Here is a 22,109-nt window from a genome sequence, read left to right as displayed (position 1 = left end):
CTACGGATATCGTCGGCGGTCGTGAAGGCATGGATTCCGCACCCCGACGGTCGTCGCCTGCTCGGCGAACTGCCGCCCGACGTCACCGTGGAGGTGCTGACCGATCCGGCCCGCCTCCCGTCGTCCCCGGCCGGGGTGCGGTTCTGGGTGCCGCCGTTCCTGGCCGGCCCGGACGCCGGCGCGCTCCTGGCCGACCTGCCGGACGTCGAGGTGGTGCAGTTGCTCTCCGCCGGCGCGGACGCGTGGGCGGGTCGGATGCCGGCCGGCGTGACGCTCTGCGACGCCCGCGGCGTGCACGACTCGGCCACCGCCGAGTGGGTGGTCGGCGCGATCCTGTCCGCGCTGCGCGGATTCGCGCCGCTGGCCCGCGCCCAGGCTCGCCGGGAATGGGCGTACGACGAGGTCGCCCCGACCGACGAGCTGGCCGGCAAGCGGGTGCTGATCGTCGGCGCCGGCTCGATCGGCGCGGCGGTACGCGCCCGGCTCGCCCCGTTCGAGGTGAGCTTCACGCTCGTCGCCCGCACCGCCCGCCCCGACGAGGACGTGCACGGGGTGGCCGACCTGCCCGCCCTGCTGCCCGCCGCGGACGTGGTGGTGCTGCTGGTGCCGCTGACCGGGCAGACCCGGGGTCTGGTCGACGAGCGGTTCCTCGCCGCGATGCCGGACGGCGCGTTGCTGGTGAACGCCGCGCGGGGGCCGGTGGCCCGGACGCCGGCGCTGCTCGCCGAGCTGGCGTCGGGGCGGCTCCGGGCCGCGCTGGACGTCACCGACCCGGAGCCGCTGCCGGCCGACCATCCGCTGTGGGAGCTGCCGAACGTGCTGCTCACCCCACACGTCGCCGGCTCGGTGCGCGGTCTGCTGCCGCGCGCGTACCGGCTGGTGGGGGCGCAACTGCGTCGCTTCGTGGCCGGGGAGGAGCTGACGAACCGGGTGGTGGACGGCTACTGACCGGTGTCGTCGTCGGGCTGCTCCCGACCGGTGCCGTCGTCGGGAAGGCGCTGCCCGGTGGCGGCGACCAGCCGGGGGAGTTCGGTGGCGCGTACCGCGGGCAGCACGAGCACCTGCCCGTCGTCGAGCCGGACGACGGCCCGGCCACGGGCGTCGCCGGCCAGCTCGGCGACCCGGTCCCAGGGCACCCGTCGCTGCCCGACGAGTGCCCGCAGCCGTAGCTCCCGGGCGTCGGCGTCGGTGCCGGACCGCCACGCCCACAGCCCGATCCCGAGCGGCACCAGCAGCACCCAGAGCAGCCACCACCGGGCGGTGGCCAGCGGCAGCGCGCCGATGAAGGCGACGATGGCGGCCACCAGGATGGCCTGGTTGGGACGGAAACGGACGGTGTCGGCGCGACTCACGCTCCGATGATCGCATCCGACCAGCTCACGCCCCTGCGCCGCCCCCGGGTCGAGGCTGCCTGACTTGATTGTGACGCACGTCACTAACAACGTGCCGTCACCGGCCGATTCCGGGATCGTTCTTAGGCATGGCCGCAGCGGTCCACGCCGATGCGACCGTGCCTGCCCGACCCCGCACGTCGCACCGCAACAGCACCGCCCCGTGCCCCCTCACGAAGGCGACCGCCGTGCCCGTCATCCCCTCCGCCGGACCCCGCCGGCGGCCACCGCTGCCCGACCTCGCCGTGTCGGTCCTCGGCATGTCCTTCCTGCTGGCGGGCATCGCCGGGGTCGTGCCCGGTCCCGCCGCCGCGGCGCTCGCCGTGGCCGGCGCCTCCGCCCTCGCCTGCGTCCGGCTCGCGTGGCTGGCGGGCGTGCCGCCCACGCCGGCGCCGGCACCTCGCGCCGTCCCGACCCGAGGCCCCCTGCCCTCGGCCCGGACGCGCCGCGGCGTGACCGGGGCCGGCCATCCGAACTCGACGCCGCGCGCCGTTCCGGGTCGGCCGAGGACCTGCCTCGGCGTACCGGGGGCGGGCGGCTCCGGGCCGGCCGAGCGGACCACCGCCCCGGGCCGGGTCGAGGCGACCGGCCGGGTGGGCCCACCCGGCCCGGGCAGCGCGACCGGCCGGCAGGCCCGCCGGGTGGCGCTGTCCCGCCGGGTCGCCGCGATTCTCGACGCGGCCGTCCTGGTCGCCGGGCTCACCGTCGCGGTGCTGCCGCTGAGCGACCCGGCGCACCGGCTGCCGGTGGCGCTGGTCGGGCTCGGCCTCACCGCGCCGCTGCACGCCGCCGCGCTGCTCCGCCTGCCGGGTCGGTCCCGGCTCCCCGGCCGGGAACGCCTGCGCCGCACCGTCGACGTCCTCGCGCTCGGCGTCAGCCTGGTCTTCGCCGGCTGGATGCTGCTGCCCGCCGGCCCGGTGCCGCCGGTCGCGTGGGTCGCCACCGGTGGCGGGGCGCTGGCGTTGGCCGTGCTCGCCATGGCGGCGGTCTCCGAACGCCGGCGTCGGCCGGGCGCCGCGTGCTGCCACGCCGGCGCCGGTCTCACGCTGGGCGGGTTGGCGCTGCTGGTGGTGCTGCTCGCGTACGACGTTCCGGATCGCGCGCTGTCGGCCGTCGCGCCGCCGGTGCTGGCCGGTGCGCTGCTGATCGCCGCCGGCGCCCGGCGTACCTCGGCGGGGGAGCGACCGCACCACGGGGCCGCGCCGGCCGCGTGGCCCCGGCTCACCGCGCCGGCCGGCATCGCCGCGCTCGCGGCCGGCGTGCACCTGGGCACGGTGGGCGAGTTCACCCCGGCGGCGATGGCCCTGGGCCTGGCGGTCATCCCGCCGATCATGGTGGGTGAGCTGCTGGCCGCCGCCGACCAGCGCCGCCGGGTGGAGCGGCTCGCGGCCAGCGAGGCGTGGCTGCGGCGGCTGGTCGGCGTGGGCGACGACGGCGGTGAGCCGGCGTTGTTGACCCGGGCCGAGCTGGTGCGGGCACTGTCCCTGCGCAGCGGCGGCGCGCTCCTCCTGGTGGACGTGCACGGCGACGAGGCGGCCCCGCCGGACGGGCCGGCGCTGGTCGAGGTGGGGCGCCGGCTGCGCGCCGGCTGCGGTCGGCACGATCTGGTCGCCCGCGTCGGCGACACCGGGTTCGCCGTGCTCACCGACCTCGGGCCGGTGCCCGCGTACGCGCTGGGCACGCGGCTGCTGACGGCGCTCGCCGAGCCGTACCCCCGGCCCGAGGGCGGCACCCCGCTCCGGGTCAGCGTCGGGCTGGCCGAGACGACCGGTGGCGACCCGGAGGACGTGCTGCGCCAGGCCGACCTGGCCCGGCGGCGGGCGGCGCAGCTCGGCCGGGAGCGGATCGAGTGGTACGACGCCTACCTGGAGGAGCAACTGGTCCGCCGGCTCGACCTGGAACGGGAGCTGCCCGGCGCGGTGGCCCGGGGCGAGCTGGATCTGGTCTACCAGCCGGTGGTGGCGCTGGCCGACCGGATGCCGGTCGGCACCGAGGCGCTGTTGCGCTGGCGCAGCCCGGCGCTGGGCACCGTGCTGCCGGCGGAGCTGCTGCCGGTGGCGGCCGACCTGGACCTGCTCGGTGAGGTCGGGTGGTGGGTGGTGGACCGGGCCTGCCGGCAGCTCGCCGCCTGGTCGGAGGGGGGCCGCGAGCTGTGGATGGCGGTCAACGTGACGCCGCGGGAGCTGGCCGCGACGGACTTCGTGGCGCGAACCGCGACCGCGTTGGCGGCGTACGACGTGCCGCCGGAACGGCTGGTGGTGGAGGTGGCCGAACCGGCGGTGGGGGCGGAGTTGCCCACCGTGACGGCGCGGCTGGCCGGCCTGCGGTCGCTCGGGGTGCGCACCGCGCTCGACGACTTCCGCGCCGAACACGCCTCGCTCGCCCAGCTCCGCCGGTTGCCGATCGACCTGCTCAAGGTGGGCCCGCACCTGGTGGCGCCGGGCGGGGACGGGCAGCGTCCGCTGATCGACGTGGTGGCGAACCTCGGCGACCGGCTCGGCGTGGAGGTGGTGGTGGAGGGGCTGGAGTCCGACGGTCAGGTGGCCGGCGCCCGCCGGGCCGGTTGCCGGTACGGCCAGGGCTTCGCGCTGGCCAGGCCGGCGACCGCGGAGCGGGTCGAGGCGTGGTTCGAGGAGTTCCCCTCGGCGTCCCGGTGAGGAGCTGACTTAACCGGTTCAGCGTTGACGCGGCGGGGCGGTGCTGCCGCGCGGCGTCAGGTGGGCGGTCTCGTCCTGCAACTCGGTCACCGGCTCCCCGGCGATCACGGCGAGGAGCTGTCGGGCGGCGTGCGACCCGTACGCCGGGATGTCCCGGCCCAGCGCGGTCAGCGGCGGGTGCACGAGCTGGCAGAGCGGTGAGTCGTCCCAGGCGACGATCGAGAGGTCGCCGGGGACGGCCAGCCCCATCTCCTGCGCCACGGACAGCCCGGCGATGGCCATCACGTCGTTGTCGTAGATCACCGCGGTCGGGCGGTTGGCGGAGCTGAGCAGCCGGCGGGTGGCCCGCGCGCCCTCCTCGCCGGTGTAGTCGGACCAGACCGTGCTCGCCTCGTCCAGCCCGAGCCGCCGGCACACGTCGGTGAACGCGTCGGTGCGGATCTCGGTGTGCAGCAGCGAGGGGAGCCCGCCGACCCGGGCGATCCGCCGGTGCCCGAGCGCGACCAGGTATTCGACGGTCTCGACCAGGGCTGCCGCGTCGTCGGACCAGACGCTGGCCAGGGTGCCGGTGTGCCCGGGGCCGCCGATGACCACGGCGGGCAGTTGCAGCTCCTCCAGCGCGGGCACCCGCCGGTCGTCGGTGCGCAGGTCGCAGACGAAGACGCCGTCGACTCGGCGCTCGGCCCACCACCGGCGGTAGACCGCGATCTCCGCCTCCTGGTCGGTGACCACCTGGAGCGTGAGCGCGTACGAGCGGGCGGAGAGTTCCGCCTCGACGCCGCTGATCAGCTCCATGAAGAACGGCTCGATGCCCAGTATCCGGGCGGGCCGGCACAGCGCCAGCCCGACCGCCTTGGCGGTGGCGCCGGAGAGCGCCCGCGCGGCGCTGCTCGGGCTGAAGCCGATCTCGGCGGCGATGGCCAGGATGCGCTGGCGGGTCGCCTCGGAGACGCCGGGCTGCCCGTTCAGCGCATACGAGACCGCGCCCTTGGAGACCCCGGCGCGCCGGGCGACGTCGGCGATGGTCGGCCGCTTCACCGCAGCGTTCCTCCACTGTGTCCAGCCCTCGCGGGCGCCTTCCGGCCGCCGGGTGGCGGCGGGGAGTGACGCTACTGCACCCGGCCCGTCGGCCGGTCGGCGCGGCGGCCGGCCGGCGACTGAACCGCACAGTTGGTCACTTGTGCGGTTCAGCGTACGGGCATCCGGCCCGGTGTCCACCATCCCGACGCTCCCGAAACTGCTCCGGAAAGCGCTCCACCACGCATGGTCGCGCTCCCATCCGGTCCGGAAGGTTACGGGACGGCCTCGCTGTTAACCGGCCGTTGACAGTGCAAAGAGCGAACCGTACGGTGGCCTCACTTATCCGGTTCAGTCAACGTCTCTCGATCTCGGGAGCGTTCCCATTTGGCGCGGAGGATGACATGAAACGGTCCTGGACGCACTGGGCGCGCACGGCCGCCGTCGGTGCCGTCAGCCTGGTCATGGTCGCCGCCTGTAGCGGCAAGAGCACCACCGGCGGCGCGGACGCGGCCGACGGCCAGGTCACGTTGAAGATCAATTTCTGGGGTGACTTCGGCCTCCAGGACCTCAAGACGAAGTACGAGGCCGACCACCCCAACGTCAAGATCCAGCTCAACTCGGGCGAGTACAACGCCCAGCACGAGGACCTGCAGAAGAAGCTCGTCGCCGGCAACGGCGCGCCGGACATCGCGGCGATCGACGAGGGCTTCATGGTCCAGTTCCGCAGCCAGTCCGACAAGTTCGTCAACCTGCTGGACAAGGGCGCCGGTTCGTACGAGAGCAAGTACCTGCCCTGGAAGTGGAAGCAGTCGCTGTCCGCCGACGGCAAGACGCAGATCGGTCTCGGCACCGACGTGGGCGGCCTGGCCATGTGCTACCGCACCGACCTGTTCAAGGCCGCCGGCCTGCCCACCGACCGCGACCAGGTCTCCGCGCTCTGGCCCACCTGGGACAAGTTCCTGGAGGTCGGCCAGCAGTACACCGGCAAGACCAAGAAGAAGTTCATCGACGCCGGTACGAACCTGTTCAACCCGATCCTCGGGCAGCAGCAGGTCGGCTTCTACAACGACCAGGAGCAGCTCCAGATGGAGCAGGGCCCGAAGGTCGCGTTCGACTACACGGTCAAGGCCGTCCAGGGCGGGCTCTCCGCCAACCTGGTCAGCTTCCAGGCCGACTGGGACAAGGGCTTCACCAGCGGCGCGTTCGCGGTGCTCGCCTGCCCGGCGTGGATGCTCGGCCACATCAAGGACACCGCGCCCGGCACCCAGGGCAAGTGGGACATCGCCGCGGTGCCCGGCGGCGGCGGCAACTGGGGCGGCTCGTTCCTGACCATCCCCAAGCAGGGCAAGCACGTCGACGAGGCGTACAAGCTGCTGGAGTGGCTGGTCGCGCCGGAACAGCAGATCGAGATCTTCAAGAAGGTCGGCAACCTGCCGTCGCAGCCGGCGCTCTACGCCGACCCGGCCATTGCCGACTTCAAGAACCCGTTCTTCAACGACGCCCCGGTCGGCCAGATCTTCCCGAAGATGGCGCAGGGCCTCACCCCGCAGTACCTGGGCAAGAAGAACGGCCCGACCCGGGTCGCGGTGGAGAACGTCATCCGCCGGGTGGAGAACAAGTCGCTGAAGCCCGACGCCGCCTGGACCGAGGCGGTCAAGGAGGCCGACAAGGCCGCCAAGTCCTGACGCACCGCCGGTGCCGGAGCGGACCGACCCGCTCCGGCACCGCCGTACCCCGTCCACCCCCACCTCGGCTCTGGAGTGATCCGATGTCCAGCACCCGTGCCGCGCCCGCGCCGCAGCGCCACCGACCCGCGCCGGAGCGCGGCCGTCGCGGGGCCGAAGACCGGCGGCTGACCTGGCGCAACCGGCTGTACCGCTTCGACATGCGCTACATGCCGTACCTGATGATCGCGCCGTTCTTTCTGCTCTTCATCGTGTTCGGGCTGTTCCCGCTGCTGTTCAACGCGGTGGTCTCGCTGCGCAACTACCGCCTGGACGACCCGACGCTGCCCTACTGGGCCGGCGTCGAGAACTTCAGTCGCCTCATCGCCGACGAGGACTTCTGGAACGCGCTCTACAACACCTTCGGCATCTTCCTGCTCTCCACCGTCCCGCAGCTGCTGCTCGCGCTGCTGGTCGCCTCGCTGCTCAACCGGCAACTGCGGGCGCAGACCTGGTGGCGGGTCGGTGTGCTGCTGCCGTACGTGACGCCGATCGTGGCCTCGACCATGGTGTTCAGCGTCTTCTTCTCCCGCGACTTCGGCATGGCCAACTGGGCGCTCGGCCTGCTCGGCATCGGCGGCCCCGACGACCCGATCGACTGGCGGGCCGACAAACTGCACGCCTGGATCGCCATCGCCACCATGGTCAACTGGAAGTGGATCGGCTACAACGCGCTGCTCTACCTGGCCGCCATGCAGTCCATCCCGCGCGACGTCTACGAGGCCGCCGCGATCGACGGCGCCGGTCAGTGGAAACAGCTCTGGCGGATCACCGTGCCGATGATCCAGCCGGTGGTCGTGTTCACCGTGATCCTCTCCACCATCGGCGGGCTCCAGCTCTTCACCGAGCCGATGCTGTTCGACCCGAACGCCCAGGCCGCCACCGGCGGCCCGAACGGCGAGTGGCAGACCATCGCCCAGCTCATCTACAAGGTCGGCTGGAAGGACCTCAACCTCGGCTACGCCGCGGCCATGTCCTGGGCGCTGTTCCTGATCATCCTGATCGTCGCCGGCCTGAACTACCTGATGACGAACCGACTGTCCGGAGGGCGCAAATGAGCGTCGCAGCCCCACCCGCCGTCCCGCCGGCCCCGCGTAAGCGGCGCGCGATGGCCCGGGCGCCGCAGGAGACGCCGGCCGGGCTCTGGACCTACCTGCTGCTCGCGGTCAGCATGCTGTTCGCCGCGTTCCCGCTCTACTGGATGTTCGTCATCGCCACCAGCAACGACGAGGCGCTGGCGAAGCTGCCACCGGCGATCGTCCCGGGTGACCGGTTCCTGACCAACGTCGACGAGGTCTTCTCCCTCCAGGACGTCTACTTCGCCGCCTCGCTCGTCAACAGCGTCATCGTGTCGACGGTGGTCACCGCCTCGGTGCTGTTCTTCTGCTCGCTGGCCGGGTTCGCGTTCGCCAAGCTGCGGTTCAAGGGCAGCGGCGCGCTGATGCTCTTCGTGGTGCTCACCCTGACCGTGCCGAACCAGCTCGGCATCGTCGCGCTCTACATCGTGATGGGCAAGCTCGGCTGGAACGGCACGCTGCTCGCGGTCATCGCGCCCGGCCTGGTCACCGCGTTCGGCGTGTTCTACATGCGGCAGTTCATCGTGAACACCGTCCCGGACGAGCTGATCGAGTCGGCCCGGGTCGACGGCGCCACGACCATGCGGGTGTACGCGACGATCGTGCTCCCCGCGATCCGCCCGGCCCTGGCGGTGCTCGGCCTGCTCACGTTCGTGGCCACCTGGAATGACTTCCAGTGGCCGCTGATCACGTTGAGCGGCACCGACTACCCGACCTCGATGGTGGCGATCTCCGACCTGGCCAGCGGCAACTACGTGATCTACCGGCGGGTGCTGGCCGGCGCGTTCATCGCCACCGTCCCCCTGCTGCTGATGCTGTTCATCGGTGGACGCCAGATCGTCCGCGGAATCATGGAAGGCGCGGTGAAGTCGTGAGCCGTTCCACGCTGCTGCACGAGGGTTGGACGCTACGGGCCGAGCCCGGCGCGCAGGTGCCGCCGGAGATCGCCGGCGCCGAGGTGCCGGCCACGGTGCCCGGATGCGTACACACCGACCTGCTCGCCGCCGGTCTCGTCCCCGACCCGTACCTCGACGACAACGAGAACCGGCTGCTCTGGATCGGGCGCACCGACTGGGTCTACCGGACCACGTTCGCCTGGCAGCCGGGTGCGGACGACCGGGTCGACCTGGTCTGCGCCGGCCTGGACACGGTGGCCACCCTGACGCTCAACGGCGTCGAGGTCGGGCGCACCGAGAACCAGCACCGTTCCTACCGGTTCGACGTCCGCACGCTGCTGCGCCCGGGCGACAACACCCTGGCCGTACGCTTCGACTCGCCGTACCGCTACGCCGAGGCGCACCGGGACCGGCTCGGCGACCGGCCCAACGCGTACCCGGAGCCGTTCCAGTTCATCCGCAAGACCGCCTGCAACTTCGGCTGGGACTGGGGACCGACAGTGGTCACCGCCGGCATCTGGCAGGAGATCGGCCTGCACGCCTGGTCCACCGCCCGGCTCGCGGCGGTCCGGCCGCTGGTCACCGTCTCCGACGGCGTCGGCCGGGTGGAGCTGCACGTCGACGTGGAGCGGGCCGGCGACGAGCCGCTGGCCGTACGCGCCGACGTCGCCGGCGTCACCGCCGAGGTCACCGTGCCGGCCGGGGAACGCACCGCCGTGCTGGCGCTCACCGTGCCGGACCCGGCGCTGTGGTGGCCGGTCGGGTACGGCGACCAGCCGCTGCACGACCTCCACGTCACGCTGCACGCCGCCGACGGCCGGGACCTCGACGCCGCGTCCCGCCGGATCGGCTTCCGCTCGGTCCGCCTCGACACCACGCCCGACGCCCACGGCACCCCGTTCACGCTGCACGTCAACGACCTGCCGATCTTCGTCAGGGGGGTCAACTGGATCCCCGACGACGCGTTCCCCAACCGGGTCACCCGCGGCCGGCTGGCGCAGCGGTTCGACCAGGCGGTCGGCGCGAACGTCAACCTGCTGCGCGTCTGGGGCGGCGGCCGGTACGAGTCGGACGACTTCTACGAGCTGGCCGACGAGCTGGGACTGCTGGTGCAGCAGGACTTTCTGTTCGCCTGCGCGGCGTACCCGGAGGAGGAGCCGTTCCGCGCCGAGGTCGAGGCCGAGGCGCGGGAACAGGTGGCCCGGCTCGCCGGCCACCCGTCGCTGGTGCTCTGGACCGGCAACAACGAGAACATCTGGGGCTGGCACGACTGGGACTGGCAGGAGCCGCTCGCCGGCCGCACCTGGGGGCGCGGCTACTACCTGGAGCTGCTGCCCGCGATCGTCGGCGAGCTGGACCCGACCGTCCCGTACTGGCCGGGCAGCCCCTGGTCCGGCACCGAGGACCGGCACCCCAACGACCCGGCGCACGGCACCATGCACATCTGGGATGTCTGGAACGACGACGACTACACCAAGTACCGCGAGTACGTGCCCCGCTTCGTCGCCGAGTTCGGCTACCAGGCCCCGCCCGCGTACGCGACGCTGCGCCGGTCCATCTCCGACGAGCCGCTCGCGCACGACTCGCCCGGCATGGCCCACCACCAGAAGGCGATCGACGGGGACCGGAAACTCCAGCGCGGGCTGGACGCCCACCTGCCGCCGCCCGCCGACTTCGACGACTGGCACTACTACACCCAGCTCAACCAGGCGCGCGCCATCCAGCTCGGCGTCGAGCACTTCCGGTCCCACCGGCCGGTCTGCACCGGCACCATCGTGTGGCAGCTCAACGACTGCTGGCCGGTCACCTCCTGGGCCGCCGTCGACGGCGACGGCCGGCGCAAACCCCTGTGGTACGCGCTGCGCCGCGCCTACGCCGACCGGCTGCTCACCGTGCAGCCGCGCGACGGCGGGCTGGCGGTGGTCGCGGTCAACGAGACCGGGCAGGCGTGGACCGGCCCGGCGACGGTCACCCGGCTCACCGTCACCGGGGAGCCGAGGGCGAAGACCTCGGTCGACCTCGACGTCCCGGCGTACTCCTCGGTGGTGCTGGCGCTGCCGGCGGAGCTGGCGCGGCCGGACGAGGCCCGCCGTGAGCTGCTCGTCGCGGACGCCGGCGACACCGCGGAGCGGGCGCTGTGGTTCTTCGCCGAGGACCGCGACATCACGTGGCCGGCGGCGGAGTGGGACGCGACCGTCGAGCCGGTGGACGGCGGCCAGCGGGTCCGGGTGACCGCCCGGACCGTGCTGCGCGACCTGACGCTCTTTCCCGACCGGCTGGACCCGTCCGCGCAGGTCGACACCGCGCTGGTCACGCTGCTGCCGGGGGAGAGCGCCGTCTTCACGGTGCGCGCCGCCGCCCCGCTCGACCGGGCGGCGCTGACGCGCCGCCCGGTGCTGCGCTGCGTCAACGGCTGAAGGAGGGGCCCCCTGTTAACGCATTCCGCATAGCAGGGGGCCCCGCTTAACACTGACGCATCTGTCAGCGTCCGGCCCGCTTCCACGCCCGATAGAACTCCTTGTACAGGAATCGCTGTACCGGCGTGCCGGTGGCAGCCATCTGCTTGCCGATCACCCGGGCACCGATCCACATTCCCGAGACCTTTGGAATGCCGGGCACCGACTCGGCGACGGACGCCACGCCGTTGACGAGTTCCTGCTCCACCGCCGACAGTGCGATCTTGCGAAACCCGAGGCGTTCGAGCAGTTGCTTCTTCGCCTCGTCGATGTCCCGTACGAGGCGTAGGTAGTCCTCGTCGGTGACGCACCTGGCGACGGCCTCTCGTAGATCGGCCGCCTTCTGCCGATAATCGCCGATGCGGCTGACGACCAGGTCGACCCACGCGTTGTCGCCCAACCTGCCGGTCTCCGAGGCCTGCCAGAGCCGGCCACCGAGAAGCGGTAGTTCCAGCTCGAGCAGCCGCACCTGATGGGTGTCGCTCTCGCTCGCGGCAGTGGCGAGCGACTGGTGGATGCCGCGAATGGCCTTGATGACGTCGAGTACGACCCCCTCGGCGGCGCCCTCGCGGGACAGGTCGAAGGTGAGGAGGAAGTCTCTTCGTAGGGGGTGTGCCTGGTAGGAAAGGCCGGTGGCATCCGCTCTCGACCGGTACTTGAGCCCGCGGGCAAGGGTGGCCGCTACGTAGACCTCCTCACCCGGCGGGGCCATCGACTGAAGTGGCCCCCGTAGGACGATCGAGGCCGCCCTCGCCCACTCGCCGAAGGGGTCGTCCTCCACACCGTCGGAGGTCGCGATCCGATCGGCGTGATGACCGGCGACGCGGACATGTGTGGCCTGGAACGTGGACCACCCGTGGATGCGCTTCGACAGTGAGTTACGGGCGCCGGGCATGGCGTCGTCGCAGGCGAGCGCCTGTTCGATGAACTGTCCGAGTGCCCGGCTTCCCTGCCAGCTCTGCAGATCCTGAAGAGCGGACTCCTCGGCGGTTCGAGCGGCTTGGCTCTCGTCGGCGTCAAGATGCAGCGGATGGAGCAACTCGGCCTCTGCCAACGCCCGGAGCAGGAGAGGCCTGGTGCCGAAGTCCGCAGCGGTAGGTCGTGCGAGTACCGGGTGGGCGACCCACACCCGGTTCATGAAGATCAATGACTGGATCAGCTCGACGAACGCCTGTCGCGCGAACGGATCGCCGGGTTGCGCGCGGCGGTTCTGGGCGGCAACGAAGTCATCGGCACCGATGATCGATGTGACGTCTACGAGGACCTCGGTGTTTCGGTGCGGGAGTTCCGCGCCACCTCCACGAACCACTTGACTGCCTCCGGGCGACCCATCACGGTGCTGGCGAAAGTCGGTTCTGGCTGAGCGAGCGTCTCGATGGACACTGGCAGGCGTTTGCCTCCATCAATGTCCGTAGACATTAGACCGACGATCTCACCCAGACACAAGCCCGCCAAGCCGTCCCAGACCTTCTGTCGCCTGCGATAGAAGAGGTCGAAGCGTGGTGTGCCCTCGACCAGGTCGGTGAGGTCCAGCGCGGTCCGGATCATGTCGAGCGTCTGCGACGTGGTGCGGGTCTTCAGTCGATATCCGGCCTTGGTCATGGCCAACTCGTGAAGCGGCGCCTCGGAGGTCGCACTTCGTGTCAGAGATGCGACAAGTGCGGGCTCCGGGCCGTTGTTGAGCGCTGCGGGGCGGCCGTTGACCACGATCGTGCTGGTGGCTCGGGACGCGTGCACGACCACCGGCGCGCGGCCGGTGCCGAGTTCGGGGGCGACGATGAGCGCCGCCACCGGCTCCCGCCGCTCCAGCAGGCAGACGACCGAGCAGAACTCACTGCTCTGCGGTCGGACGAACTCCGCCGTGCCGTCGATCGGATCGATGATCCAGATCCGCTCGGGCTCCTCGTCGACGCCGGGCCGCCAACTGCCGCTTCCGGACTCCTCCGCCAGTACGCGGGCTGCCGGATCGAAGGCACGGAGCCTGTCGATGATCATCTTTTCGACTGCGAGGTCGGCCTCCGTGAGCAGAGTCCGATCGGCCTTCTCCTGCACGTCGATCTCCGACAACCGGGACCGATAGGCGGCAAGGGTGCGGAGGATTTCCGTCGTCAGCCCGGACCACAGCCGCTCAAGGTTCATCAACACTCCTACACGCCTGCGTGGGACAAGCCTGTCAGTGGTGGAGCCCATCCTCCCACCTCTTCCCTCGCCCGTAACAACATGGTCTACGCCGGCTGAGCGGGCCTGCAACGGCCAGGACCGGTCGGCCGCCAGCGGGTTGCGCGGAGCGCCGGGTCGCGTCATCACCCCGAAACGGCTTTGTCATCCACCGTTTCCGCCGCCCGGATGCGACATCGATTACGGTCACCGGACCAAACGTTTTCTACGAGGGGGAGAGCCCTGTTGAAGATCGGACGAATGTTCCGTTCAGGTGCCGCAGCCGCCGCGGCGGCCGGCCTCGCGGTCGCGCTGGTGTTCGCCGGCTCGACGCCGGCATCGGCCATCTTCGGCGGCACCACCAGCGGGGTGCTCCGCGGCCAGGTCAACATCTGGGCTGACTACGGAGACAAATACGTGTGCACGGGGACGCTGATCGGTCAGCGTTGGGTGCTCACCGCCAAGCACTGCTTCGACGGCGAAGACCCCGACTCGTTCCAGATCTGGACCGGCGACCGCAGGCCGATGTACGGCGAGGGAGTCCCGGTCATCGGCTGGGCGCCCAACGACAAGTACGACGTCGCGGTCGTGGAACTGCAGTGGTCCGTGCGCAATGTGCAGCTCATCGCGAAGTACAACGCCAACTCGCTCCTGAAGACGGGCATCCAGGTCGCCGTGCGGGGCTGGGGCCGGGATCAGCCGAACGTCCCCTCATCGGCTCCGACCTCGTCGCTCCGGGTCTGCTCCATGAAGGTGGACGGGTCCGCCGTGGACGAGATGCGGCTGACTCCCGTCGACGGAATTCCGCTGGAGGGAGATTCGGGTGCGGGCGTCTGGCAGGGCGACCGCGTCTATGGGATCTGGTATGCAACGTCGGGCCTTTCCTACGGCCATGCCACCCAGACGTCAGTGGTCGCCGGGTGGATCGAAGGCATGACGGGCATCCCTGGAGTGAGCTGACACGCAGCCCTACCCGATTTTCGGCGTTCCTTCCCGCACGCCACTCGTGCGGGAAGGAACGGCAGGTTCACGGCCTCTGCTGGTTGTCTGCCTCGTGGTTGTCGCCCGCCGCCGACGGGTCGTGGAGGTCGGGGCTGTCCTGGGAGGAGATGGCGGTCGAGACGAGACTCGCGGCGACCGGCTGCACCGGCGTGACGTCGTCCGGCGTACGCAGGCGCGGCGGGGCGGGCATCCACGGCTTCAGGTTCTGGATGATCTGCTCGTAGAAGTCGTCGACCGCGCGCAGCACGGAGTCGATGAAGGCACCCCGCCCGCTGCCCCGCTTGGTGCCCGCCGCCGTGCTCTGCGCGACCCGGAACGCCCGCAGCTCACGGGCCGGGTCGGTGATCAGCATGCTGGGCTCGGCGCGGACCTGTCGCAGCAGGTCCGTCGCGCCACCCCCGCGGGCGTGCAGGGCGAACGCCTCGATCCGTACCGTCTCCGGCGCGTCCTTGAGTTGGCGGACCAGCCAGTTCACCCTGGTGGTCGGCCTGCCGGTGCGCGGAGCGTCCACGTCGACGTGGCAGACGATCTGCCCGGCCCGCAGGTCGGCGGTGACGTGGAGGTGGCCGACCGCGCCCGGAATCCGGATGCTTCCGGTCAGGCTTCCGGTGGTGACGAGCTGGTTGACAAGCAACTGGGTGCGGGCGGCCGGGTCGGCGAGGTCACGGCGGCTCAGCGCGGGCGTGACGTCGGTGCCCAACTGCCGGCCGAGGCGCAGGCAGGCGTAGCGGATCAGGGCGTCGAAACGGCCGGCCACCTCCGCCGCGCCGCCGTCGCCGGCCCGCAGCGTCCCGGCCGACACCCCATCGCGTACGGAGACCCAGGCCGGTCCCATGTCGCTGAACTCCAGTGCGCCCGAACGTGGGTGCTCGAGGTACCTGATCAGCTCGCCCAGAATCCACGCCTGGTCCGGGTCGGCGATGCCGCGGTACTCCTTCTGGATCACCGCCTGGGTCAGGATCTCCGTCCAGGGCAGGTGGTAGAGCGCGACCTTGCGCAGCTTCCGGCGATCGATCGTGGTCGGGTGCTGGCCCGGGACCGGGGCGATCTCGTTGGAGATCGTGATGAGAGCGTCGAAGCCCTGTTCGCGGGCGATGTCCAGGTACGCCTCCACCTGCTCGGTCCGCAACGCGTTGCTGCCGGTCTTCACCTCCACCACCGCGGTCCACTGTCGCTGCCCCCGCGTGACGCGGATGAGGCCGTCCGGAAAGAGCTGCTGGTTGTCGAGCTTGAACGGCACCTCGATGAAGGTCTGCACCGTGCCGGCCGGTGCGCCGAGGGACTGGGTGAGCACCCGCCCGAACTCCCGTACCGCGCTCATCACCGCCAGCAGCGCGGATGTGGCCCGGCGTTCCTGCTCCTCCGCGCCGTTGATGCCGGACGTGGGGATCAGGCGGGCCGCGAGCCAGGTCTCCTGGGACATGCGGATACTCCTCGTGAAGGCGGTGGTACGAGAAGTTACCTGCGGGCCGGGCCGGAAAGCGGTGTGATCGTGGGCGCGTACGCATGGAAAGAGCTGCCCGGGTCGGGTGCCGGACGATCCGCCCGGCCGGATCGGGCTGCCGGACGGAGGCGTCCGTGTCAACGGTTCGGCCCTTACCGGCAATTCCGTCCATTAGTTGACTGCACTTCCCGCGCCGCTAGTGGAACGCCATGGGTGTCAAACGGGTGCTGACACACCCATGATGTTCCACTCACCCGGCCTGAGCGCGGTGAGTGGAACGGTATGGGTGTCAAATGGGGCCGGAGAGACCCATGGCGTTCCACTCGCCGGCTGGGGATCAGCGAGTGTGCTTGGTCTGGGCGGTGAAGGTGGTCCAGGCGGCGGGAGTGAAGGTGAGGACCGGACCCGCCGGGTCCTTGCTGTCGCGTACGCCGACCAGGCCGGGCAGGTTGTCGGCCACCTCGACGCACTCCCCGCCGTTGCCGCCGCTGCGAGTACTCTTGTGCCACTGGGCGTCGGTCAGATCAGCCATGGTGAGCCTCCCCAAGGATCTTGTTGATCAGGTGCCGTGATTGTTCCTCATCAAGCGTCAGCCGATCGAGACTCATCCACACCTTCTCGTAGGCCGCGAACTCCGACGGGCGGTCGAGGTAGAGCGCGCCCGTCCATGATTCGCAGTAGATGACGGCGGGCTCCGGAGTGCTCCGATTGCCTAGTGGGAATTCCAGCATCACGAACTCTCCGCCCACCGCACCAAGATGCGGCCCGGCGGACAGCGGGAGGATGCGCACGGAGACGTTCGGCAGGTCGGACATCTCCAGCAGATGCCGGAGTTGCTCGGCCATCACCGAGGGATCGCCGACCGGGCGAAGCAGCACCGACTCGCAGAGCGTCACCTGCACCCGTGGTGCCCTGGGCAGCCGGCGAGTGAGCAGGGACTGCCGTTGCAGACGCAGCTCGACCGCCAACTCCCGGTCTTCCGGACTCATGTCCGGCTGATCGACCTGATAGATGCCGAGGGCGTACCGCTTCGTCTGGAGCAGTCCCGGCACCAACGTGTTCTTGAAGAACCGGAGTCGGGAAGCGGCCGACTCCAAGCCGACGTACAGCTCGAACCAGTCCGGGATGGCGTCGCCGTAGGCGTGCCACCAACCCTTCGCCTTCGTCTCGCTCGCCAGCGCGGCCAGCGCGCCGGTCAGCTCCGCGTTCGCGTCGTAGAGCTGGCACATCGCCCGCACGTCGACCCCGCGCGCCGACCCGAGGCCGCTCTCGATCCGCCACACCTTCTGCCGGCTGCATTCCAGCGCCTCGGCCGCCGCGTCGAGCGTCACCCCGGCCTCGGTGCGCAACTGCCGCAGCGCCCGGCCGAGCTGCCGTCGCGGCACCGTCGAACCCATGTCCTCCGCCAACGACCACGCCTCCGTCCCATTTTGCAACATTCCGAGTACCCGTTCCGGAATGCCTATCCGTTATGCAGAAATAAGTCAAGAATCGGGGCCGGAGAGCGTTGCGCAAATGCCGATACAGCCACAGGATGACCAGCGCACAAGCCCTGTTCTAGCGGTTATCGGAAATGGGAGTGACGCTCTCGTGTACGTATTCTGGGAATCCCATGGGTGAGCGTTTCGTGGCGCATCTGCCGTTCACCGCCGTCGACCTGTCCGCCGCCCGCCACTTCGCCGGCACGCTGGCCCGCTCGGTGAGCTTTCTGTCCGAAGTGGACGCCGGTGAGGTCACCGTCAGCTTCGAGGACGCGCAGGGCGTACGCCATCGGGTCTTCTGCGACCTGCCGCTGCCCGACCGCCGCCGGTGCGCGCGCCGGGTCGACCACGACGGAGCCTGCGCGCCGAGGCCACCGCGATGAGCGACGTGACCGCCTGCCCGCAGTGCGGTGGCGCCGGTTGCCCGCGCTGCCGCTGGCGGGGCCGCCGCCGCGCGCAGCTCCTGCTGACCGTCGCCAACACCGACACCGGCGCGGTCGCCTCACACCGGGTGACGCCCGCCGACCTCGAACCGCGACCGGACGCGACAGGTCGCGTGGTGGCCGACCTGACCGCCCGGGTACGCGACCTCGCGTCCACCGTGGCCGTCGCGCTCGACCCCGACGCGCTGTGGATACGCCTCCCGCCGACCTGGCGTCCCGAGCTGTCCGTCGCCGACTGGTACGCCCTCGCGGCGCAGGCCCTCGCCGACGCGGCCCGCCGCCCGTGGCGGCTCTGGGTGGGCGGGAAGACCGCATCCGAACGGGTGGACCCGGACGGTCGGCTCACCCAGCTCTGCCGTCTGGCCGACCTGCTCCTGCTCGACCTCGTCGTGACGCTCCGCCGATGCGACGGCCGTCGTTCGTGGACGGCTTACCGAGACGACTGTCATCTGATGTGGATGGTTCGTTACGAGGTGCCCGGCTCACCCGTCCCCAACGGTCCGGTCGAGGGTAGCCCCGACCTGACGACTGCGATGACGCTCACCGATGCGCGAGCGGCCCTGACCGGCCTCACCGAGCGCGGGCTGACCGTGCCGGCCCGGCTGCTCGACCCCGGTCGGCGACGCTGCGGTGCACCGCCGATCCCCGTCTCACCCGGGCCGGTCGGCCGGATCGAGCGACGCGTCGTTGCCGAGCTGGCCGACGGTCGACCGGGCGCGCAGGCGGTGTGGCGGGACGGCGGCTGGTGGTACACCGGCCTGCGGTACGCCGGGTCACCCGCCCGGTCGGCGGTGCGTGGCCGGCCGCCGCTGTGTCGGGTCACCGAGCCGCCCGACCCGTCCCGGCTCGACGACCCGGGACCCTCGTCCAAAGAGCCGGGGACCGGGTTTCCGTCCGGTGGCACCCCCGGCCGGGACCGCCCGGCGGTACTGGTCACCATCACCGACCTGCGACACCGGGTGGTGCACCTGACCTGGCGCAGCGGTATCCCGGAGGCCACCCGCACGGTGGCGCACACGCCCGACGGCCGGCCGGTGGTGCAGCTCCCCGAGCGCTACCGGCTCGGCGCGTGGGCGCGCGTCTTCGACGTACGCCCGGAGGACCTGGCGGAGGCGGACGGCGGCCACATGATCGCCCGCGAGCTGCGCGACGGTTACGTCAGCCTGCCCTGGGCGGGGGCCGACCCGGTCGGGGAGTACGTGCGTCAGATCGGCGGCGGCCGGCTTCTCGTCACCGCCGTCCGCCCGGAGGTGCCGCCGCTGCCCGAGCTGGTCCGGCTCGTGCTCGGCCTCGACCTGGCGCTGCACGTCGGCGTGCTCGACCTGCGGCGGCACGCCGACCACCCGCTGCGGCCGGACGGCCGGTGGTGGTCGGTGGAGGTGCGGCGGCGCGACGCCCCGGTGCACCCGGACGACCTGCCCGACCGGCCCAGCCTGGCGGCGGCGCTCGACGACTGCCTCACCCACTTGGCCGACGACGTGGCCGCACTGGTCCCCGCCGACCCGGACGAGCCGCTTCCGGTGCCCGGCTCACCGGCCTGCGAGCTGGGTGCCGACCCGGCGCCCGAGCTGGTCCGGCTCGCCGCGCAACACGCCGGCCGGGCGGTGACCCTGCGCGTCACCCGCGACGGCCACACCGTGTACCGCCACGACGACGACGGCGTTCGCCGGTTGGGCGGCTAGTTGGGCAGGGCGGCGAGGCCGGCCAGCAGTTCCCACCGCTCGGCGTCGGTGAGCACCGCGTACGCCGGCTCGTCGCGGCGGTCGGTGTCGGCCTCGATCGGCGCGCGCTCCGGCCCGTCCGGCAGCGCACGGATCTCGTCGGCGGTCAGCCCGGCGGCCCGCCACGCGGCCCGGTGCGCGTCCGCCCGGTGGTGCCGCAGCGAGCCCAGCCGGGTGACGAGCAGCAGCGCCGGGGACGCGCCGTCCGGCTCGTACGGCGGGGACATGGCCCGGAACGCCGGCCCGCCGGTGGCCTGCGCGTGCGCCAGCACCCGGCCGACCAGGTCCGCGAGCCGGGGCACGATGCTCAGGCCGGGCAGCACCTCGGGCCGCGTCCCCCACAGCTCCTCGGCGGCCTCGCCGCTGGCGCGCTGACCGAACGACGCCAACTCCCGGCCTCGCTCGGTCAGGTGCCAGGCGCCCTCGTCGTCGCGGACGAAGACGCCCTGCGCCAGCTCCCGGCTCAGGTCGACGCCGGTGTAGATGAGGCCGTCGGCGAGCGCCTCGGCCGGCATCGGTCGGGCCAGCACGCCGGAGAAGAGCGTGTTCTCCATGCCGAGTTCGTGGCCGCGTTCGGCGTAGAACGCCGCCATCCGGGGGCGCGCCTTGAGGCGGGCGCCCATGTAGACCCGGTCGATCGCCGGTCGGATCAGTCGCGCGTAGCTCACCGTCGTCTCCACGTCGCCGGAGGTTACCGGTGAAAGGCGTCGAGCGGGGCCCCCGCCTATGCACGAGGCGTTAAGCGGGGGCCCCTCCTTGCACCTACTCGGGGACGCGGCGGTACGCGCCGTCGCTGGCCGAGGTCGCCATCGAGGCGTACGCGCGCAGCGCCGCCGAGACCGGGCGCTGCCGGTCGGCCGGGGTGTACGGGCGGTCGCGCTTCTCCTCGGCCACCCGGCGCGCGGTCAGCTCGTCGGCGGGCACGTTCAGCTCGATGGAGCGGCCCGGGATGTCGATGACGACCTCGTCGCCGTCGCGCACCAGCGCGATCAGCCCGCCGGAGGCCGCCTCCGGCGAGACGTGCCCGATGGACAGGCCGGAGGTGCCGCCGGAGAACCGGCCGTCGGTGAGCAGCGCGCAGGCGCGCCCGAGCCCTCGGCCCTTGAGGAACGAGGTGGGGTAGAGCATCTCCTGCATGCCGGGGCCGCCCTTCGGGCCCTCGTAGCGGATCACCACCACGTCGCCGGCGACGATCTGCTTGGCCAGGATGGCGGTCACCGCGTCGTCCTGCGACTCGAAGACCTTGGCCGGGCCGCGGAACGTCAGGCACTCCTCGGGCACCCCGGCGGTCTTCACCACGCAGCCGTCCGGCGCCAGGTTGCCGTGCAGGATGGCCAGCCCGCCGTCGGCGCTGTAGGCGTGCGCACGGTCGCGGATGCAGCCGCCGGCCGCGTCGGTGTCCAGCGACGACCAGCGGTTGGTGGTGGAGAACGGCTCGGTGGTGCGCACCCCGCCGGGCGCGGCGTGGAACAGCTCGACCGCCTCGGGCGTGGCCGAGCCGCCGCGCACGTCCCAGTCGGCCAGCCACCGGTCGAGGCTGGGGGAGTGCACCGCGCGCACGTCGCGGTGGAGCAGGCCGGCGCGGTCCAGCTCGCCGAGGATGGCGGGGATGCCGCCGGCCCGGTGCACGTCCTCCATGTGGTAGTTCGGCGAGTTCGGGGCGACCTTGGCCAGGCACGGCACCCGCCGCGAGACGGCGTCGATGTCGGCCACGTCGAAGTCCAGCTCGGCTTCGCGGGCGGCGGCGAGCAGGTGCAGGATCGTGTTGGTGGAGCCGCCCATGGCCACGTCGAGCGCGACCGCGTTCTCGAACGCGGCCCGGCCGGCGATCGCGCGCGGCAGCACCGAGGCGTCGTCCTCGTCGTACCAGCGCTTGGCGATCTCCACGGCGGTGCGGCCGGCCTCGACGAAGAGCGACCGGCGCGCGGCGTGGGTGGCCAGCGTCGAGCCGTTGCCGGGCAGCGCCAGGCCGATCGCCTCGGTCAGGCAGTTCATCGAGTTGGCGGTGAACATGCCGGAGCAGGAGCCGCAGGTCGGGCATGCCGAGCGCTCGATCTCGCCGAGCTGGTCGTCGGTGACCGCCTCGTTCGAGGACGCGATCATGGCGTCGATCAGGTCGATCTTGGAGTGGACGACGCCCTCGATCGCCACCGTCTTGCCGGCCTCCATCGGGCCGCCGGAGACGAACACGGTCGGGATGTTCAGCCGCAGCGCGGCGAGCAGCATCCCGGGGGTGATCTTGTCGCAGTTGGAGATGCAGACCAGGGCGTCCGCGCAGTGCGCGTTGACCATGTATTCCACCGCGTCGGCGATCAGCTCGCGGCTGGGCAGCGAGTAGAGCATGCCGCCGTGGCCCATGGCGATGCCGTCGTCGACGGCGATGGTGTTGAACTCCCGACCCACGCCGCCGGCCTCGGCCACCGCGTCCGCGACCAGGCCGCCGAGGTCCTTGAGATGGACATGACCGGGTACGAACTGGGTGAAACTGTTGGCGATGGCGACGATCGGCTTGCCGAAGTCGTCGTCGGTCATCCCGGTGGCCCGCCAGAGGGCCCGGGCACCGGCCATCGTCCGACCGTGGGTGGATGTCCTCGACCGCAGCTCAGGCATGTCCACCAGTCTGACACCGCCGGCCCGGCGA

The 22,109-nt window shown here is 71.7% G+C and carries 18 protein-coding genes; 9 read left to right on the top strand and 9 right to left on the bottom strand.

Annotated features, from left to right (window positions below):
- Window positions 1-21: 21 nt before the first annotated feature.
- Window positions 22-948: a 2-hydroxyacid dehydrogenase gene (locus tag TPA0908_RS07375; RefSeq protein WP_281935867.1), complete on the top strand. Its 927-nt coding sequence runs from the start codon at window positions 22-24 to the stop codon at window positions 946-948.
- On the opposite strand, the gene TPA0908_RS07370 is transcribed toward TPA0908_RS07375, so the two are convergent.
- Window positions 942-1,352 (bottom strand): PH domain-containing protein, encoded by a 411-nt coding sequence (locus tag TPA0908_RS07370; protein WP_281935866.1) that lies wholly within the window; start codon window positions 1,350-1,352, stop codon window positions 942-944. The genes TPA0908_RS07375 and TPA0908_RS07370 overlap by 7 nt on opposite strands.
- 227 nt (window positions 1,353-1,579) lie before the next feature.
- On the opposite strand from TPA0908_RS07370, the gene TPA0908_RS07365 reads away from it, so the two are divergent.
- Window positions 1,580-4,048, top strand: coding sequence for a putative bifunctional diguanylate cyclase/phosphodiesterase (locus TPA0908_RS07365; RefSeq protein WP_281935865.1), 2,469 nt, complete (start codon window positions 1,580-1,582; stop codon window positions 4,046-4,048).
- Window positions 4,049-4,066: 18 nt separating this feature from the next.
- Here the strand turns inward: TPA0908_RS07365 and TPA0908_RS07360 are convergent, their stop codons facing one another.
- Complete coding sequence (locus TPA0908_RS07360; protein ID WP_281935863.1) at window positions 4,067-5,086, bottom strand: LacI family DNA-binding transcriptional regulator; 1,020 nt, start codon at window positions 5,084-5,086, stop codon at window positions 4,067-4,069.
- A 383-nt stretch (window positions 5,087-5,469) separates the two neighbouring features.
- On the opposite strand from TPA0908_RS07360, the gene TPA0908_RS07355 reads away from it, so the two are divergent.
- From TPA0908_RS07355 to TPA0908_RS07340, 4 genes are all read left to right on the top strand, one after another.
- Window positions 5,470-6,753 (top strand): ABC transporter substrate-binding protein, encoded by a 1,284-nt coding sequence (locus TPA0908_RS07355; RefSeq protein WP_281935861.1) that lies wholly within the window; start codon window positions 5,470-5,472, stop codon window positions 6,751-6,753.
- Window positions 6,754-6,836: 83 nt separating this feature from the next.
- Window positions 6,837-7,850 (top strand): carbohydrate ABC transporter permease, encoded by a 1,014-nt coding sequence (locus tag TPA0908_RS07350; protein WP_281935860.1) that lies wholly within the window; start codon window positions 6,837-6,839, stop codon window positions 7,848-7,850.
- 50 nt (window positions 7,851-7,900) lie between these two features.
- Window positions 7,901-8,743, top strand: a complete 843-nt coding sequence (locus TPA0908_RS07345) for a carbohydrate ABC transporter permease (RefSeq protein WP_281936289.1) — start codon at window positions 7,901-7,903, stop codon at window positions 8,741-8,743.
- The gene (locus TPA0908_RS07340; RefSeq protein ID WP_281935859.1) at window positions 8,740-11,181 is read left to right on the top strand and encodes a glycoside hydrolase family 2 protein; all 2,442 of its coding nucleotides are present in this window, start codon (window positions 8,740-8,742) and stop codon (window positions 11,179-11,181) included. Before TPA0908_RS07345 ends, TPA0908_RS07340 begins: the two co-directional genes overlap by 4 nt.
- 64 nt (window positions 11,182-11,245) lie before the next feature.
- Here the strand turns inward: TPA0908_RS07340 and TPA0908_RS07335 are convergent, their stop codons facing one another.
- Window positions 11,246-12,529 (bottom strand): hypothetical protein, encoded by a 1,284-nt coding sequence (locus TPA0908_RS07335; protein WP_281935858.1) that lies wholly within the window; start codon window positions 12,527-12,529, stop codon window positions 11,246-11,248.
- On the bottom strand, window positions 12,475-13,359 hold the full coding sequence (locus tag TPA0908_RS07330) for an inositol monophosphatase family protein (RefSeq protein ID WP_281935856.1): 885 nt from the start codon (window positions 13,357-13,359) through the stop codon (window positions 12,475-12,477). Before TPA0908_RS07330 ends, TPA0908_RS07335 begins: the two co-directional genes overlap by 55 nt.
- 264 nt (window positions 13,360-13,623) lie before the next feature.
- Here TPA0908_RS07330 and TPA0908_RS07325 point away from each other — a divergent pair, with 264 nt between their 5' ends.
- The gene (locus TPA0908_RS07325) at window positions 13,624-14,337 is read left to right on the top strand and encodes a trypsin-like serine protease (protein ID WP_281935854.1); all 714 of its coding nucleotides are present in this window, start codon (window positions 13,624-13,626) and stop codon (window positions 14,335-14,337) included.
- A gap of 67 nt (window positions 14,338-14,404) precedes the next feature.
- On the opposite strand, the gene TPA0908_RS07320 is transcribed toward TPA0908_RS07325, so the two are convergent.
- The 3 genes from TPA0908_RS07320 to TPA0908_RS07310 form a co-directional block, all read right to left on the bottom strand.
- Entirely contained in the window at window positions 14,405-15,802 is a 1,398-nt protein-coding gene (locus TPA0908_RS07320; RefSeq protein ID WP_281935852.1) for a stress response protein, read from the bottom strand.
- A gap of 358 nt (window positions 15,803-16,160) precedes the next feature.
- Window positions 16,161-16,355: a DUF397 domain-containing protein gene (locus TPA0908_RS07315; protein WP_281935850.1), complete on the bottom strand. Its 195-nt coding sequence runs from the start codon at window positions 16,353-16,355 to the stop codon at window positions 16,161-16,163.
- Window positions 16,348-17,220 (bottom strand): helix-turn-helix domain-containing protein, encoded by an 873-nt coding sequence (locus TPA0908_RS07310; protein WP_308447818.1) that lies wholly within the window; start codon window positions 17,218-17,220, stop codon window positions 16,348-16,350. Before TPA0908_RS07310 ends, TPA0908_RS07315 begins: the two co-directional genes overlap by 8 nt.
- 215 nt (window positions 17,221-17,435) lie before the next feature.
- On the opposite strand from TPA0908_RS07310, the gene TPA0908_RS07305 reads away from it, so the two are divergent.
- Together TPA0908_RS07305 and TPA0908_RS07300 are read left to right on the top strand one after the other, a co-directional pair.
- The gene (locus tag TPA0908_RS07305) at window positions 17,436-17,687 is read left to right on the top strand and encodes a hypothetical protein (RefSeq protein WP_281935846.1); all 252 of its coding nucleotides are present in this window, start codon (window positions 17,436-17,438) and stop codon (window positions 17,685-17,687) included.
- Entirely contained in the window at window positions 17,684-19,429 is a 1,746-nt protein-coding gene (locus TPA0908_RS07300; protein ID WP_281935843.1) for a hypothetical protein, read from the top strand. The genes TPA0908_RS07305 and TPA0908_RS07300 overlap by 4 nt, the downstream gene beginning before the upstream one ends.
- On the opposite strand, the gene TPA0908_RS07295 is transcribed toward TPA0908_RS07300, so the two are convergent.
- Both TPA0908_RS07295 and ilvD read right to left on the bottom strand, forming a co-directional pair.
- On the bottom strand, window positions 19,426-20,148 hold the full coding sequence (locus tag TPA0908_RS07295; RefSeq protein ID WP_281935841.1) for a hypothetical protein: 723 nt from the start codon (window positions 20,146-20,148) through the stop codon (window positions 19,426-19,428). The two genes, TPA0908_RS07300 and TPA0908_RS07295, sit on opposite strands and share 4 nt — an antisense overlap.
- Before the next feature lie 82 nt (window positions 20,149-20,230).
- Complete coding sequence (gene ilvD / locus TPA0908_RS07290; protein ID WP_281935839.1) at window positions 20,231-22,078, bottom strand: dihydroxy-acid dehydratase; 1,848 nt, start codon at window positions 22,076-22,078, stop codon at window positions 20,231-20,233.
- Window positions 22,079-22,109 lie beyond the last annotated feature (31 nt).

This window comes from Micromonospora sp. AKA38 (genome assembly GCF_027925725.1).
Taxonomy (GTDB): domain Bacteria; phylum Actinomycetota; class Actinomycetes; order Mycobacteriales; family Micromonosporaceae; genus Micromonospora.
The sequence above is the reverse complement of the archived record's forward strand: the minus strand, read 5'-3'. Positions and strand labels throughout refer to the sequence as shown.